The following is a 16,122-nucleotide window of genomic DNA, read 5'->3' on the forward strand; positions in this document are numbered from 1 at the left end:
ATCGTTCAAAGCCCACGGTATTAAATGCGTTCTGGATTTTCTTCATCATGGACAACAAATAGGATTTCGAGCACCGTAGTCCATAATCATCAAACACGTGTATGATGATGTCATTATCGTAGACAATTTCGTTATCCATCCCCGCCAGGAGATACTCGAACAGTCTTGCTTTCGTCATGCCGAATCTTTTAATACGTCCATTCTTGATATTGATAAGCGTTCTGGTTGAAAGCCGGTACTCAAGATGATGAAAAATCGTGTATCCATACAGAAGCTCGTCAGAGACAAAAGGCACAAAGACTCCTTAGAAGTTTATCATTCTCATTTCCATGTCGGCGTCTTCTCCATTCGAAAGGGTTTCGGTGTTCATCTGATGCACTGAAATGTTATTAAAATGAAGAAAATGTGACAATGAGACTAATTTATCAAAGCAAAACACTGTAAAAAATATTAAATGCGATATAAAAAACCACTTAATTTGATTTTTTAAGTTTAAAAACACAAATGTTTCATTTATGTTTTTCATTGCCGCACACAGAAACAAAAATTTCACATCAATATATTTATCTAAAATTAACGAACAATTAGCAATAAAACCCACAAAAAATAAACATTTATTTATAATCAATAAGTTACAAGGATATCCCACCCCTGTTAAACCTAGTCTTAATAGGGTTAAATTAGGATTTTTCGTGACATCTTTTGCGATTTTCCCAAGTGAAAGCTGACAAATACTGAACATTCTTTACATTCAAAACAGTCCAGGCAATTCCAAAAATCACATTTAAATAAATAAAATCAAAAGCTTGAGTTATTAACCGTTCCCAGATCAATTTTCTCGTCGCAAATTAACAATAATGGTCACGGCTTCATGCAGGCAAAAAAAAGGGCAAGGTTTGCTAACAACCTTGCCCGTAGATCATCGGAAGACGTTTGAAGGAATCAGGTATCCGGGAACATCACGCTATTCCCCGGCGCTTCCCTGTGCAGATGGATAAAGTTCAGGTGGCGCTCGTACTGGTCCAGAATGTCCGTAATCACCTGCTCCTTGCTGTAGTCCATCAGGTCGTTCCCCTGGCTACCTTCCAGCAGGAAAGTTTCCAGCCGATAGTAGGTCGATTTCCCGCTGCGCGCCCGGTAGGTAAACCCGGGCACGGAATACTGCTGCGGCCAGATCTGGTAGACGAAGTTTTGCTCGTCGCCCATGTGCACCAGCAGATCCAGGTGCCCCAGGTTTTCGCCTTCATCCGGCGGCAGATTTTTCAGCTCCACGTAGGCACCCCGCAGGCGCAACTCCTGTGCGACTTCCTCCATCGCCGGGAAGCAGACCGTCTCCATCATCTGTTTGGTGTAGCGCGTGCCCGGGTAGTTCATCAGGCGCGACAGACGTTTCTTCCAGCTCAGCCTGTCCTGCGCGCCCATCGGACGCGGCGCGGTATCACGGCTGGCGCTGACGCGGCGATAGTCTTCCACTTTGAGCGATTTATACAGCCCGGCCATCACGAAGAAGATGACGAAGCTAAACGGCAGGCCCATGATCACCGTCGTGTTCTGCAGCGCCGAAATACCGTTGGTCATCAGCATGCCGAGCGTCAGAAGACCGATGGCGACCGACCAGAAGATGCGCAGCCAGTTCGGCGCGTCGCTGTTGATGTCCTTCAGCTTCGAGGTGAAGTTCCCCAGCACCAGCGCGCCGGAGTCCGCTGAGGTGACGTAGAACAGCAGCCCGGTGATGGTCGCCACGGAGGCGCTAAAGGTGAACGCCGGGTACTGCGCCAGCAGGCTGTAGAAGCCGCGCTCCGGGTGCGCCATCGCTTCCTGAGCAAAACCCGCATTGCCGTGGATGATCTCGTGCAGCGCGCTGTTGCCGAAAATCGACAGCCACAGCAGGGTAAAGGTGAACGGGATAATCAGCGTGCCCATCACAAACTGGCGGATGGTGCGCCCGCGCGAAATTCGCGCCAGGAACAGGCCGACAAACGGCGACCACGCAACCCACCACGCCCAGAAGAACAGCGTCCAGTTATTCATCCACTCCACCGGACGGTCGAAGGCGAAACTGTTCAGCGTCATCCCCATAAAGCGGTTCACGTAGTCGCCCACGTTGAGCACCAGCGCGTTGAGCAGGAACGAGGTGTCGCCCATAAACAGCACGAACAGGATCAGGCCCAGCGCCAGCGCGACGTTCAGCTCGGAGAGCACGCGGATGCCCTTGTCCACGCCGGAGGTCACCGAGATGGTGGCGATAATCACGGAGAGCGCAATCAGCGCCGCTTTCGCCGCCATTGAATCCGGAATATCAAACAGCACGCTTAGCCCGTAGTTGAGCTGCACCACGCCGGTACCGAGCGTGGTCGCGATGCCGAAGATGGTGCCAATCACTGCTGCGATATCAACGGTGTGACCAATCGGCCCGTTAATTTTTTTGCCAAAAATCGGGTACAGCGCAGAGCGGATAGTGAGGGGCAAATTATAACGGTAGCTAAAGTATCCGAGCGCCATCCCCATCAGGGCGTACATCGACCAGCCCGTCAGGCCGTAGTGGAACAGCGTCCAGACCATCGCCTGGCGCGCGGCCTCCATCGTCTGCCCTGCCCCTTCCGGCGGCTGCATATACTGCGTGACCGGTTCAGCCACGGAGAAGAACATCAGGTCGATGCCGATACCCGCAGCAAACAGCATTGCGGCCCAGCTCAGCAGGCTGAACTCGGGCTTGGACTGCTCTGGCCCAAGCTTCACCGAACCGAAGCGCGAGCAGGCGATGCAAACCACGAAGACAATATAGAGCGTCGCCGCCAGAAGATAGTACCAGCCAAAGGTCTTCGACACCCAGTTCAGCGTGTGCCCAATCCACTCGGCGGAAAAATCACGAAAGAAGATCGTCGTCAGGGAAAACAACAAAATCAGCCCGGCGGAAGTATAAAAAACGACCGGGTTGATTTTGTCTTTTTCTCTGTCTTGTGAAAGGTCTGTCATCCAGTATCCCCACTGTTTTTGTAACTATTAAAATCCAAATCCGCAACAATTAAGACACATTTTATATTGAACGTCCAATCAAAAACCGCTTTAATGTATTACCAACGCTGATGAATGGAGTGGCAACAATGCCCAAAGTGGGGATGCAGCCGATCCGGCGCAGGCAGCTTATTAACGCCACGCTGGAAGCAATAAATGAAGTGGGAATGCACGACGCAACCATCGCACAGATCGCCCGTCGGGCGGGCGTTTCCACGGGGATCATCAGTCACTATTTCAAAGACAAAAACGGTCTGCTGGAAGCGACCATGCGCGACATCACCGGGCAGTTGCGCGATGCGGTATTAAGCCGCTTGCACGCCCTGCCGGACGGCAGCGCGGAGCAGCGATTACAGGCGATTGTCGGCGGCAATTTTGATGAAACCCAGATCAGCAGCGCGGCAATGAAAGCCTGGCTGGCCTTCTGGGCGAGCAGCATGCACCAGCCGATGCTCTACCGTCTGCAGCAGGTCAGCAGCCGCCGCCTGCTGTCGAACCTGGTGTACGAGTTCCGCCGCGAACTGCCGCGCGAGCAGGCGCAGGAAGCGGGCTACGGGCTGGCGGCACTGATCGACGGGCTTTGGCTGCGTGCCGCACTGAGCGGCAAACCGCTGGATAAAACGCTGGCCCAGTCGCTCACCAGCCACTTTATCAGCCAGCATTTACCGACCGAATAACCGAGGAGAAAGTATGTCCCGAATGGCAGAACAGCAGCTTTATATCAATGGTGGTTATACACCCGCCACCAGCGGTCGCACCTTCGAGACCATCAACCCGGCCAACGGTGAAGTCCTGGCGAGCGTTCAGGCCGCCGGGCGTGAAGACGTCGACCGCGCCGTGGAAAGCGCAACACGCGGGCAAAAAATTTGGGCGGCAATGACCGCCATGGAGCGCTCACGCATCCTGCGTCGCGCCGTGGATATCCTGCGCGAGCGTAACGACGCGCTGGCGAAGCTGGAAACCCTCGATACCGGTAAAGCGTATTCCGAAACCTCGACCGTGGACATCGTCACCGGCGCGGACGTACTGGAGTATTACGCAGGGCTGATCCCGGCGCTGGAAGGCAGCCAGATCCCGCTGCGCGACACCTCATTCGTCTACACCCGCCGCGAGCCACTGGGCGTGGTGGCGGGCATCGGCGCGTGGAACTACCCGATCCAGATCGCCCTGTGGAAATCGGCCCCGGCGCTGGCGGCGGGCAACGCGATGATCTTCAAGCCGAGCGAAGTGACGCCGCTCACCGCCCTCAAGCTTGCCGAAATCTATACCGAAGCGGGTCTGCCGGACGGCGTGTTTAACGTCCTGCCAGGCGTAGGCGCGGAGACCGGCCAGTACCTGACCGAGCATCCGGGCATCGCGAAGGTCTCCTTTACCGGCGGCGTTGCCAGCGGCAAAAAGGTGATGGCCAACTCGGCGGCCTCGTCACTGAAAGAGGTGACGATGGAGCTGGGCGGCAAATCGCCGCTGATTGTTTTCGACGATGCGGATCTGGATCTGGCGGCAGACATCGCCATGATGGCCAACTTCTTCAGCTCCGGTCAGGTCTGCACCAACGGCACCCGCGTGTTCGTGCCCGCGAAATTTAAGGCCGCGTTTGAGCAGAAAATCGTTGAGCGCGTGGGCCGCATCCGCGCGGGGGATCTGTTCGATGTGAAAACCAACTTTGGCCCGATGGTCAGCTTCCCGCACCGCGACAGCGTGCTGCGCTACATCGCCAAAGGTAAAGAAGAAGGCGCGCGCGTGCTGTGCGGCGGCGACGTGCTGAAGGGCGAAGGGTTTGATAACGGCGCGTGGGTGGCCCCGACCGTGTTCACCGACTGCACCGACGAGATGACCATCGTGCGCGAAGAGATCTTCGGCCCGGTGATGTCCATCCTCACCTATGAAACCGATGAAGAAGCGATTCGCCGCGCCAACGATACCGACTACGGACTGGCGGCGGGTATCGTCACTGCCGATCTGAACCGCGCCCACGGCGCGATTCATCAGCTCGAAGCGGGCATCTGCTGGATCAACACCTGGGGTGAATCCGCCGCAGAGATGCCGGTGGGCGGTTACAAACACTCCGGCATTGGCCGCGAGAACGGCGTTATGACGCTGCAGAGCTACACCCAGGTGAAGTCCATCCAGGTTGAGATGGGTAAATTCCAGTCCATATTTTAACCGGGAGGTTTTTTTGCAATTTGACTACATCATTATCGGCGCCGGCTCTGCCGGCAACGTACTGGCAACACGACTGACTGAAGATCCGAATACCACCGTGCTGCTGCTTGAGGCGGGCGGACCGGATTACCGCTTTGACTTCCGCACCCAGATGCCTGCCGCGCTGGCGTTCCCGCTGCAGGGCAAGCGCTACAACTGGGCGTATGAAACCGAGCCAGAGCCGTTTATGAACAACCGCCGCATGGAGTGCGGGCGCGGTAAAGGGCTGGGCGGTTCGTCGCTGATCAACGGCATGTGCTACATCCGCGGTAACGCGATGGATCTCGACCACTGGGCGAAAGAGCCGGGTCTGGAGCACTGGAGCTATCTCAACTGCCTGCCGTACTACCGCAAGGCAGAGACGCGCGACGTGGGCCCGAACGACTACCACGGCGGCGACGGTCCGGTGAGCGTTACCACCTCCAAACCGGGCGTGAACCCACTGTTTGAGGCGATGGTGGAAGCGGGCGTGCAGGCGGGCTACCCGCGCACGGACGATCTCAACGGCTATCAGCAGGAAGGCTTCGGCCCGATGGACCGCACGGTCACGCCGAAGGGCCGACGCGCCAGCACCGCGCGCGGCTATCTGGACCAGGCAAAGCAACGCCCGAACCTGACCATCCGTACCCACGCCATGACCGACCGCATCCTCTTTGAAGGCAAGCGCGCGGTGGGCGTCGAGTGGCTGGAAGGCGAAAGCACGATTCCGTCGAAAGCGACGGCGAACAAAGAGGTGCTGCTGAGCGCAGGCGCCATTGCCTCCCCGCAGATCCTCCAGCGTTCCGGCGTGGGCAGCGCGGAGCTGCTGAAGCAGTTCGATATCCCGCTGGTGCACGACCTGCCCGGCGTGGGCGAAAACCTGCAGGATCACCTGGAGATGTACCTCCAGTACGAATGCAAAGAGCCGGTCTCCCTCTACCCTGCCCTGCAGTGGTGGAACCAGCCGAAGATTGGCGCTGAATGGCTGTTTGGCGGCACCGGCGTGGGGGCGAGCAACCACTTCGAAGCGGGCGGGTTTATCCGCAGCCGCCAGGAGTTCTCGTGGCCGAACATTCAGTACCACTTCCTGCCGGTGGCGATTAACTACAACGGTTCGAATGCGGTAAAAGAGCACGGCTTCCAGTGCCACGTCGGCTCCATGCGCTCGCCGAGCCGCGGCCACGTGCGCATCAAGTCGCGCGATCCGCATCAGCATCCGGCGATCCTGTTCAACTATATGTCCCACGAGCAGGACTGGCAGGAGTTCCGCGACGCGATCCGTATAACCCGTGAGATCATGCACCAGCCTGCGCTGGACAAGTACCGCGGTCGCGAGATCAGCCCGGGCGTCGAGTGCCAGACCGACGAACAGCTGGACGAGTTCGTGCGCAACCACGCCGAAACCGCCTTCCACCCGTGCGGTACCTGTAAGATGGGCTATGACGAAATGGCGGTTGTCGACGGCGAAGGCCGCGTTCACGGGCTGGAAGGGCTGCGCGTGGTGGATGCGTCGATCATGCCGCAGATCATCACCGGTAACCTGAACGCCACCACCATCATGATTGGCGAGAAGATTGCAGACGCCATTCGCGGGCGCGAACCGCTGGCGAAGAGCACGGCCGCGTATTATGTCGCGAACGGGGCGCCGGTTCGCCGCTGAGGGTGCCCCCTCCCCCTTACCCTCTCCCCACAGGGGAGAGGGAATAAACGTCTCCTAAATTTATTTTCATTTCCCTGCATCCAGTTTCCACCCTGCCTTCGTATATGGGTATGTGAGCAACCCCTTTGCTCCCCAATCCGAGGAATGATGATGAAAAAGCTAACCCGTGTTGCATTCGTAACCAGCGCTTTACTCTTCTGTGCAGGCGCATCAGCAGCCATGACGTCTGACACCGTGATGGTGGGCGGAGCGGCAATGTTCCCGAGCAAAAATATTGTTGAAAACGCCGTGAACTCGAAAGATCACACGACTCTGGTGGCCGCTGTCAAAGCTGCCGGACTGGTGGATACGCTGCAGAGCAAAGGACCGTTCACCGTGTTTGCGCCGACCAATGCGGCGTTTGCAAAATTGCCCGCTGGCACGGTCGATAACCTGGTCAAACCCGAAAACAAAGCCCTGCTAACCAGCATCCTGACCTACCACGTGGTTGCCGGTAATTACGATATGAAAGCGCTGGAGCAGAAAATTAAACAGGGTGGCGGTCGCGCGGAGCTGAAGACCGTTAACGGTCAGCCGCTGTGGATCATGAGCAACGGCCTGCACAATATTCAGCTTAAGGATGGTCAGGGCAATGTAGCAAACATCAGCACCTACGACGTTCATCAAAAAAATGGCGTGATCGATGTCATTGATACCGTTCTGATGCCTAAGTAGTTGTCTATACTTCGGAAGTGTGCCGTTGCCTTTCGGGGAAAACATGGATAACGCGCTGGCTGAACAGCAGCAGAAATTAATGCAGGCGATCGCGAAGGGCGATCGCCGTGCATTTGAACAACTCTACCGACTCACCTCGCCGCATCTGTTTGCCGTCGCGCTGCGCATGTTGCGTGACCGAGCATGGGCAGAAGAGATCCTTCACGACTGTTTTCTCACGGTCTGGAGTAAAGCCGAAACCTATAACGCCGCCCTCAGTTCCCCGATGACCTGGCTTACGCACATTGTTCGCAACCGCTGTATAGACTGGCTGCGCAGCGGGCAAACCCGGGCCGCCGACCGCGAGACGGCGTATAACGAAGCGCTTCTCCCGGGCGAGAACGATGAGCAGAACAGCTGGCACGACGATGCACAGGCAGAACGGCTCAGGCACTGTCTCGAACATTTGAGCAGCGAGCAGCGCCAGAGCATTACGCTCGCCTACTATCAGGGGATGTCTCACAGCGATATTGCCGACTGGCTCCAGCAGCCCGTAGGCTCAGTGAAAAGCTGGATACGTCGCGCAATGGATCATCTTCGGGAGTGTGTGGGGCTATGAATGACGCAGAAAAACGCGACGACATGCTGGCAGCAGAATATGCCCTCGGCACCCTGCGGGGAGGCGCGCGGCTTCAGTTCCAGAAAAGGCTTGCCGCGGAACCAGCGCTGGCTGCGCGCGTAGCGTACTGGCAGGAGATGTTCAGCACGCTCGATAGCCACCTCGTCCCCATCACGCCTCCTGAGTCGGTGTGGAAAAAAATTGCCCTCGAACTGCCGCCCAACCGGCCGGTGCGCAACTGGCGACCTTACCTCGGCTGGATGGTGGCCGCCGGCCTTGCCGCCTTTAGCGTCGTGACGTGGTACTCCACCCGCACGCCAGCGCTCGCACCGCTGATTGTGCTCAACGATGCCCAACAGCGCGGGCAGTGGGTAGTGAGTGCGGACAGCCGCCGTCAGCAGCTGAGTATTGCACCTCTCGGCCCCGCCGCCGTCCCGGCGCAGCACAGCCTGCAGCTTTGGCTGATCCCGACCGGACAGGCCCCTGTCTCGCTGGGGCTGCTGCATAACGATATCCCAACGAAGGTGACCCTCAGGAACACAACGCTTCCTCCTGGCGCCACGATAGCGATAAGCCTTGAACCAGAGGGCGGATCACCCACTGGCTTGCCAACAGGCCCGGTGCTTTATAGTGGCAAAATCTAATCCTTAGGCCTTGTTCGCAGGGCCTCCAGCGTCACCCCATTTCTTTTTATACTATTCTCGCTTACATATAAGAAATAAACGTTAGGCATGTAATCCGTTTAAATATTAAAAATATGATATTGACAGACTCTTCCACACTCCATTAAGTTTTAAACAGCCATCATTTTATTTCCGATACACAATATATCAAAAATCCGCGTTAATGAATTTGTCATTATTCATTAACACCTCCCTGCCTTTTATTTTTTGCATTACTCAACAGCGAGATAAGATCATGAATAACAGTGCAAACAACGTTGTCGTTATCACCGGCGCCAGCAGCGGCATCGGTCAGGCCATTGCCCTGTATTTAGCGAACAAGGCCTTTTCGCTGGTGCTGGTGGCGCGCCGCCTCGACAGGATTAATGCCCTGGTGGATCAGATTATTCAGCAGGGCGGCAAGGCCATTGCCGTGAAGGCCGATGTCACCCGTCAGGAAGAGGTTCAGGCCGCCATCGATGCCGCTGTGACGGCCTACCAGCGCGTGGACGTACTGATCAATAACGCTGGTTACATGGCGATAGCCCCCATCAGCGAGCGCAAAACCGACGAGTGGGACAAGATGATTGATACTAACCTGAAGGGCGTGCTGTACGGCATTGCCGCGGCGTTACCGGTGTTCCAGCGTCAGGGTAGCGGACACTTTATTAACGTGGCTTCCGTTGCGGGTATCAAAGTGCTTGCCCCCGGCGGCGTCGTTTACAGCGCCACTAAATTTGCCGTTCGCGCCCTGAGCGAAGGGTTACGTCAGGAGGCGGGGAAAACCATCCGCACGACGCTTATTTCCCCCGGCGCCGTCGAAAGCGAACTGCAGTTCGGCAGTTCTGATAAAGACAGCCTGGCGTTTTTGCACGAATTCTATAAGCAGGCTATTCCGGCTGACGCCATTGCCCGAGCCGTTTTATTTGCCATTGAACAGCCTGGCGACGTTGATATTAATGAAATTGTGGTTCGTCCGACGCAGGAAGAATTTTAGCATGCCTTAAATAACGCTAAATGAGGAGTCATCATGATTAAATCATTAACGTCTATATCAGATTGAAATATGCGGACGGGTGCCGATATTTTCCTTGAACTTCTGGAAAGAGAAGACGTAGAAAATATATTTGGCACTCCAGAAGAGCAGCGTGGTTGCCATTGCCGACGGCTATGCCAAAGCCTCGGCAAAACGGGCTTTATCAATTTGCATACCGCCAGCGGTCCAGGCCACGCCAAGGGTGTCCAGTCCGGAGAAACCAACCTGATTGAAATTGCCATTTCCTCAGAGTAATTATCCGTTCCAGCTGTACCCTACATACAAAACTTATAACCGAAATGCCTCAAGCCGCTTGATCTGCCGCCCTTCTGCGTCAAAATTCTCCGAAGCCAGCCAGGCGCACAGCTCCGCGTTTCTTTGCGGCCATTCGCCATCAATAATGGAGAGCATATCGCTGTCGCGGTTACGCCCTTTGCGCACAAGTTTCTGACGCAGGCGACCTTCCCAGACAAAACCCAGCCGCTCCGCCGCATTGCGCGAGGCAATGTTCATTGAATCGCATTTCCATTCCAGTCGACGGTACTTATGCTCAAAGGCATTTTTCAGCAGCAGCCACACCGCCTCGGTACCCAAACGCGTGCCCTTCATTTTGCGCGACCAGGTGACATGCCCGATTTCCACCGAGCCGAGAAACCGCTCAATCGCCATGTAACTCACCAGCCCTACCGCCTGTTCAGTGCGTAAATCGATTACGGCAAAGGGCACCAGATCGTCATCCATCACCTTTCCCAGCACCCAGTGCGCAGTGGCCTCAACGCTTTCCGGCTGAGTGCTGGCAAGCCACGTCCAGTCACTGTCATCACCCAGCGCGTAGGCTTCGTATAAATCAGCCGAATGGCGATCGGTATCCAGCGGCTCCAGTCGGCAATACTGACCGGTAAGTGGGGTGCGGGTTAAGATCCGGGCGCATTTCCAGTCTGGAACAATATCGTTAACGGTTTGACCATGTTGATTGATTTCGGGCACGGCGGTGACTCCCTGAAAGGTAAGGAGTTTGTTATAGCAGGTTAAAAAGCGGACGAAAAGCAGCGCATTCTAATAGCCTTAGCGTATGCGTTATTCCCGGAAGGCATAAGCAAAGCTGAATTTCGACTTTGCGGAATGTCTTAGTCGACCTAACGTAGCGGAGCATAAAACAATCACAATAGAGTTATTTCAGGGATCGCTATGACAAAAAAACTGTTGCCGTTACTGGTGCTGGCCGCGCTCTCAAACGCAGTCCACGCCGCTACTCCGCCGAATACGCTAGTGGTTGCCCAGGGGCTTGATGACATCGTAAGCCTCGACCCGGCCGAAGCCAACGAGCTCTCCAGCATCCAGACCGTACCGAGCCTGTATCAGCGTCTGGTGCAACCGGACCGCGATAACCCGGAAAAAATCACGCCGATTCTGGCGGAAAGCTGGGAAGCCGACGCGGCAGCAAAAACCCTGACCATCAAACTTAAGCCCGATGCGAAATTCGCTTCCGGAAACCCGCTGCGCCCGGAAGACGTGATCTTCTCGTATACCCGCGCCGTGACGCTGAACAAATCCCCGGCGTTTATCCTCAACGTGCTGGGCTGGGACGCGAGCAACATCGCCAGCCAGCTGAAAAAAGTGGATGACCATACCCTCCAGCTTCACTGGACGGCGGACGTTAGCCCGTCGGTGGCGCTGAATATTCTCTCCACGCCGATTGCCTCCATCGTCGATGAAAAGCAGGTGGTGGCGAACGTGAAGGACAACGACTTCGGCAACGCCTGGCTGAAAATGCACTCGGCAGGCAGCGGCGCGTTCAAAATGCGCGTTTATCAGCCGCATCAGGCTATCGTGCTGGAAGCCAACGAATCGGCTCCCGGCGGCGCGCCGAAGCTTAAAAACATCATCATTAAAAACGTTCCCGATCCGGCTTCCCGCCGCCTGCTGATCCAGCAGGGTGATGCCGACGTGGCGCGCGATCTGGGGGCAGACCAGATTAGCGCCCTGGAGGGCAAGCCGGGCGTGAAGGTGCTGAGCATTCCGTCCGCCGAGCAAAATTATCTGGTGTTTAACACCGGCAACAGCGCTAACCCGCTGCTCAACAACCCGGCGTTCTGGGAAGCTTCACGCTGGCTGGTTGATTATGAAGGCATTACCAAAAACCTGCTGAAAGGCCAGTATTTTGTGCATCAGAGCTTCCTGCCGGTCGGTCTGCCGGGCGCGCTGGAAGCGAATCCATTCACGTTTGACCCGGCTAAGGCGAAAGAAATTCTCGCCAAAGCGGGCATTAAAGACGCGCACTTCACGCTGGACGTGGAGAACAAGCCGCCGTTTATCACCATCGCCCAGTCCATGCAGGCGAGCTTTGCTCAGGGGGGCGTGAAGGTCGATCTGCTGCCCGCTGCCGGGAGCCAGGTCTATGCCCGCGTGCGCGCAAAGCAGCATCAGGCGGCGATTCGTCTGTGGATCCCGGACTACTTTGATGCACACTCTAACGCCAGCGCCTTTGCGTGGAACGATGGCAAATCCAGTACCGTAGCCGGTCTGAACAGCTGGAAAATTCCCGAGCTTAACAAAGCCACGCTGGCGGCGGTTGCCGAGCCGGATCCGGCGAAACGTCTGGATCTGTACAAGAAAATGCAGGAACAGCTGCAACATAGCTCGCCGTATGTGTTCGTCGATCAGGGCAAAACCCAGATCGTGGTGCGCGATAACGTGAAGGGATATCAGCAGGGCTTGAACGCGGACATGGTCTGGTACGATCGCGTCACGAAGTAGCCTTTGTTGCCGGGTGGCGCTGCGCTTACCCGGCCTGTGTTCTCGGTTTTGTAGGCCGGGTAAGGCGAAGCCGCCACCCGGCATGAAGAGATTTCCCATGCCACATCTTTCCACCCGCGTGCTTCAGGCTCTGCTGACTCTGCTGCTCACGCTTTTCGGGCTGCTGCTCGTCACGTTTGCGCTCTCGGCATTTTCACCGGTCGATCGCGTGCTGCAGATCGTCGGCGATCACGCCAGCCAGTCCACCTACGATCAGGTTCGCCACCAGCTCGGGTTAGATCGCCCCCTGCCCGTGCAGTTCTGGTACTACCTGCAAGACCTTGCCCACGGTGATCTGGGCACTGCCAGCGCCACCGGCCAGCCGGTGTTGCAGGACTTGCTGCACGCTTTTCCCGCCACGCTCGAACTGGCTACGCTGGCCTTAATCATCGGCGCCGTGCTCGGCGTGATTGCCGGGGTGCTGTGCGCCCGCTATGCCGGTTCGCCGCTTGATTTAACGCTCAGAACGCTCACCCTGCTCGGCAACTCGGTGCCGATTTTCTGGCTTGGCCTGCTGATGCTGGCCCTGTTCTACGCGAAGCTGCAGTGGAGCGCGGGTCCCGGCAGGCTGGATGACATCTGGCAGTTCACCGTCGAACCACGCACCGGCTTTGCGCTGGTGGATACCTGGCTTTCTGGCGATCGCGAGGCGTTTCGCAACGCCCTCAGCCACCTTGTGCTGCCGGTGCTGCTGCTGGCCTATTACTCGCTCGCAAGCATTACCCGCCTGACGCGCTCCGCCTGTCTGAGCGAAATGAACAAAGAGTACATCCTGCTCGCTCGCGCCAAGGGGGCCGGGGAGATGACTATTCTGCTGCGCCACGTGCTGCCGAACATTCGCAGCACCCTGCTGACGGTGATTGCGCTGGCCTACACCAGCATGCTGGAAGGTGCGGTATTAACGGAAACCGTCTTCTCCTGGCCAGGCATCGGACGCTACCTCACCACCGCCCTGTTCGCCGGAGACACTACCGCCGTCATGGGCGGCACGCTGCTGATTGGCATCTGTTTTGTGCTGATCAATAACCTTACCGACCTGCTTGTGCAGGCAACCGATCCCAGGGTGCGCTGATGCCGTTTTATCTCTTTATACGTCGCCTGCGCCGTTCTCCTGCCGCCTTTTGCGGGTTGATTGCCATCGTGCTGCTGATGGTGATCGCCCTGTTCGCCTCCTGGCTTGCACCGGTTGACCCGAACTGGCAGGACGCCGCCTCGCGCCTGCAGGCACCGAATAGCCAGCACTGGCTCGGCACCGACAGCTACGGGCGCGACCTGCTCTCGCGCCTGATTTACGGCACCCGTCCGGCGCTCGGGCTGGTGGCCTTAGTGACGGTCATTACCCTGCCCACCGGGCTGCTGGTGGGGATCCTGTCCGGCTACTACGGCGGCTGGATGGAGCGCCTCCTGATGCGCTTTACCGACGTGGTGATGTCGATGCCGCGCCTCATCCTTGCATTCGCGTTTGTGGCGATGCTGGGTCCGGGGCTGGTCAACGGCGCGCTGGCGCTGGCCTTAACCACCTGGCCTGCTTATGCACGTCAGGCGCGAAGTGAAATTCAGCGTCTGCGCCACAGTGATTATCTGGCCGCTGCCGGGATGATGGGAATTCGCGGCCCGCGCCTGCTGGTCGGCCATATTCTGCCGCTGTGTCTGCCGTCTGCGATTGTGCGGCTGGCGCTGGATCTGGCCGGCATTATTCTGGCCGCAGCCGGGCTCGGTTTCCTCGGCCTTGGCGCCCGTCCGCCAATGGCTGAATGGGGGGCAATGATTGCTGACGGCATGCAGGTGATTTTCGACCAGTGGTGGATCGCCGCCATTCCCGGCGGAGCCATTCTGTTTGCCAGCCTGGCCTTTAACCTGCTAGGCGATGGCCTGCGTGACGTACTGGAGCCGCAACATGACTGAACACCGCGTTATCGTCGATGCGCTGAATATCGACTACCCCGCCGCACGCGTGGTCAACAACCTGAGCTTTACGCTTGGCAACGAGCGTCTGGCGCTGGTGGGTGAATCCGGCTCGGGTAAATCGATGTCTGCCCGCGCCCTGATGGGGCTGGTACGTAAGCCCGGCATGGTGAGCGCCCGGCAACTTAACGTGCTGGGCAACGATCTGCTGACCCTGAACGCCCGCCGCTGGCAAGCGCTGCGCGGCAACGGGATTGCGATGGTTTTGCAGGACCCGCGCTACGCGCTCAATCCGGTGAAAAGCGTTGCCGCCCAGCTTGACGAGGCGCTCACGCTGCATCAGCGCCTGCCCCGTTCAGAACGCGTGGCGCGCATTCACGACATCATTCGCGCTGTCGGACTGAGCGAACATGTGCTTCAGCGTTATCCCGGCGAACTTTCCGGCGGCATGGGCCAGCGGGTGATGATTGCGATTGCGCTCATTAACAACCCGCAGGTGCTGATTGCCGACGAACCGACCTCAGCGCTGGACGCTCGCCTGCGCAACCAGATCCTCGAACTGCTGGTGCAGCAGTGTGAAGCGCGCCAGATGGCGATGCTGTTAATCAGCCATGACCTGCCGCTGGTGGCGGAACACTGCGACCGCGTGCTGGTGATGTATCAGGGCGAAAAGGTAGATGAGATGGCGGCAAGCCAACTCCCTCAGGCAATGCATCCGTATACGCGCACCCTGTGGACCTGCAGGCCAAATGCCAATACCTTTGGGCAGATGCTGCCGACGCTCGACCGTTCGCAGCCGTGGAAGGAGGCGAACGATGGCGCTCGTTGGGGTTAACCAGGTTCAGGTCACCTTCGGGGAAAAGACGGCGGTCTCTGCCGCCAGCTTTACCATCGCGAAAGGCGAAACCTTCAGCCTGATCGGGGAATCCGGCTGCGGGAAATCGACCCTTCTGCGCGTGCTGGCGGGGCTGCAGCGCGAGTGGCGCGGGAACATTACGCTACTGGGAGAGACGTTAACGCCCGGGCGACGTTTTCAAGGCACGCTGCGTCGCAACGTGCAGATGGTGTTTCAGGATCCGTGGGCGTCTTTGCACCCGAACCACACCATTGCACGCACGCTGTCGGAGCCGTTGAACATCCATGGCGAAACGCAGATTGCGGAAAAGGTGGCGGATGCGCTTAAACAGGTGGGCCTGTCTGCCGATGCGGGGAAACGTTATCCGCACCAGCTTTCCGGCGGCCAGCGTCAGCGCGTGGCGATTGCCCGTGCGCTGCTGTTGCGCCCGCAGCTTCTGCTGCTGGATGAACCGACCTCGGCACTGGATATGTCCGTGCAGGCGGAAATTCTGAACCTGCTCAACCGCCTGAAAGCCGCCCACGACATGACCTATCTTCTTGTGAGCCACGATGCGGACGTGATTGCCCATATGTCCGACCGGGCGGCATTTATGGCACACGGGGAGATCCAGAAGGTGTTTGATCGGGAGGCGATGTTACGGGGCGAGCACAGGATGGGGTAAACGGGTGCGGCTGTGCCCGGTGGCGCGATGCTTAC

The 16,122-nt window shown here is 57.4% G+C and carries 14 protein-coding genes; 12 read left to right on the forward strand and 2 right to left on the reverse strand.

Translation table 11 applies throughout. The features are described 5' to 3' along the window. Window positions 1–942 precede the first annotated feature (942 nt). The gene (gene betT / locus ACOTY9_RS10770) at window positions 943–2,976 is read right to left on the reverse strand and encodes a choline BCCT transporter BetT (RefSeq protein ID WP_421637342.1); all 2,034 of its coding nucleotides are present in this window, start codon (window positions 2,974–2,976) and stop codon (window positions 943–945) included. A 128-nt stretch (window positions 2,977–3,104) separates the two neighbouring features. Between betT and betI the strand changes: the two genes are divergently transcribed. The 7 genes from betI (at window position 3,105) to ACOTY9_RS10805 (ending at window position 9,827) form a co-directional block, all read left to right on the forward strand. Next, the gene (betI, locus tag ACOTY9_RS10775; RefSeq protein ID WP_014882933.1) at window positions 3,105–3,692 is read left to right on the forward strand and encodes a transcriptional regulator BetI; all 588 of its coding nucleotides are present in this window, start codon (window positions 3,105–3,107) and stop codon (window positions 3,690–3,692) included. A 13-nt stretch (window positions 3,693–3,705) separates the two neighbouring features. Beyond that, window positions 3,706–5,178 carry a betaine-aldehyde dehydrogenase gene (gene betB, locus ACOTY9_RS10780; protein ID WP_047344427.1) on the forward strand — a complete coding sequence of 491 codons (1,473 nt, stop codon included), beginning with the start codon at window positions 3,706–3,708 and terminating at the stop codon, window positions 5,176–5,178. Window positions 5,179–5,191: 13 nt separating this feature from the next. Continuing rightward, complete coding sequence (gene betA / locus ACOTY9_RS10785) at window positions 5,192–6,856, forward strand: choline dehydrogenase (RefSeq protein ID WP_421637343.1); 1,665 nt, start codon at window positions 5,192–5,194, stop codon at window positions 6,854–6,856. Between the two features lie 150 nt (window positions 6,857–7,006). Beyond that, window positions 7,007–7,570 (forward strand): fasciclin domain-containing protein, encoded by a 564-nt coding sequence (locus ACOTY9_RS10790; RefSeq protein ID WP_014882930.1) that lies wholly within the window; start codon window positions 7,007–7,009, stop codon window positions 7,568–7,570. A 43-nt stretch (window positions 7,571–7,613) separates the two neighbouring features. Further along, window positions 7,614–8,168: an RNA polymerase sigma factor gene (locus tag ACOTY9_RS10795; protein WP_063614036.1), complete on the forward strand. Its 555-nt coding sequence runs from the start codon at window positions 7,614–7,616 to the stop codon at window positions 8,166–8,168. After that, on the forward strand, window positions 8,165–8,812 hold the full coding sequence (locus ACOTY9_RS10800; protein WP_032637239.1) for an anti-sigma factor: 648 nt from the start codon (window positions 8,165–8,167) through the stop codon (window positions 8,810–8,812). The genes ACOTY9_RS10795 and ACOTY9_RS10800 overlap by 4 nt, the downstream gene beginning before the upstream one ends. Before the next feature lie 274 nt (window positions 8,813–9,086). Further along, entirely contained in the window at window positions 9,087–9,827 is a 741-nt protein-coding gene (locus tag ACOTY9_RS10805) for an SDR family oxidoreductase (RefSeq protein WP_023332331.1), read from the forward strand. 327 nt (window positions 9,828–10,154) lie between these two features. Here the strand turns inward: ACOTY9_RS10805 and ACOTY9_RS10810 are convergent, their stop codons facing one another. Next, window positions 10,155–10,853, reverse strand: coding sequence for a GNAT family protein (locus tag ACOTY9_RS10810; protein ID WP_348565707.1), 699 nt, complete (start codon window positions 10,851–10,853; stop codon window positions 10,155–10,157). Window positions 10,854–11,054: 201 nt separating this feature from the next. On the opposite strand from ACOTY9_RS10810, the gene ACOTY9_RS10815 reads away from it, so the two are divergent. The 5 genes from ACOTY9_RS10815 (at window position 11,055) to ACOTY9_RS10835 (ending at window position 16,087) form a co-directional block, all read left to right on the forward strand. Next, window positions 11,055–12,623, forward strand: coding sequence for an ABC transporter substrate-binding protein (locus ACOTY9_RS10815; RefSeq protein ID WP_348565708.1), 1,569 nt, complete (start codon window positions 11,055–11,057; stop codon window positions 12,621–12,623). A gap of 97 nt (window positions 12,624–12,720) precedes the next feature. Continuing rightward, window positions 12,721–13,734, forward strand: a complete 1,014-nt coding sequence (locus ACOTY9_RS10820) for an ABC transporter permease (protein WP_200924961.1) — start codon at window positions 12,721–12,723, stop codon at window positions 13,732–13,734. Beyond that, window positions 13,734–14,567, forward strand: coding sequence for an ABC transporter permease (locus tag ACOTY9_RS10825; protein WP_348565709.1), 834 nt, complete (start codon window positions 13,734–13,736; stop codon window positions 14,565–14,567). The genes ACOTY9_RS10820 and ACOTY9_RS10825 overlap by 1 nt, the downstream gene beginning before the upstream one ends. Beyond that, window positions 14,560–15,402, forward strand: a complete 843-nt coding sequence (locus tag ACOTY9_RS10830; RefSeq protein WP_180253803.1) for an ABC transporter ATP-binding protein — start codon at window positions 14,560–14,562, stop codon at window positions 15,400–15,402. Before ACOTY9_RS10825 ends, ACOTY9_RS10830 begins: the two co-directional genes overlap by 8 nt. Then, on the forward strand, window positions 15,383–16,087 hold the full coding sequence (locus tag ACOTY9_RS10835; protein ID WP_180253804.1) for an ABC transporter ATP-binding protein: 705 nt from the start codon (window positions 15,383–15,385) through the stop codon (window positions 16,085–16,087). Before ACOTY9_RS10830 ends, ACOTY9_RS10835 begins: the two co-directional genes overlap by 20 nt. Window positions 16,088–16,122 lie beyond the last annotated feature (35 nt).

Origin of the sequence: Enterobacter cloacae complex sp. SHL012, from assembly GCF_049237505.1 — a bacterium.
Taxonomy (GTDB): Bacteria; Pseudomonadota; Gammaproteobacteria; order Enterobacterales; family Enterobacteriaceae; genus Enterobacter; species Enterobacter kobei.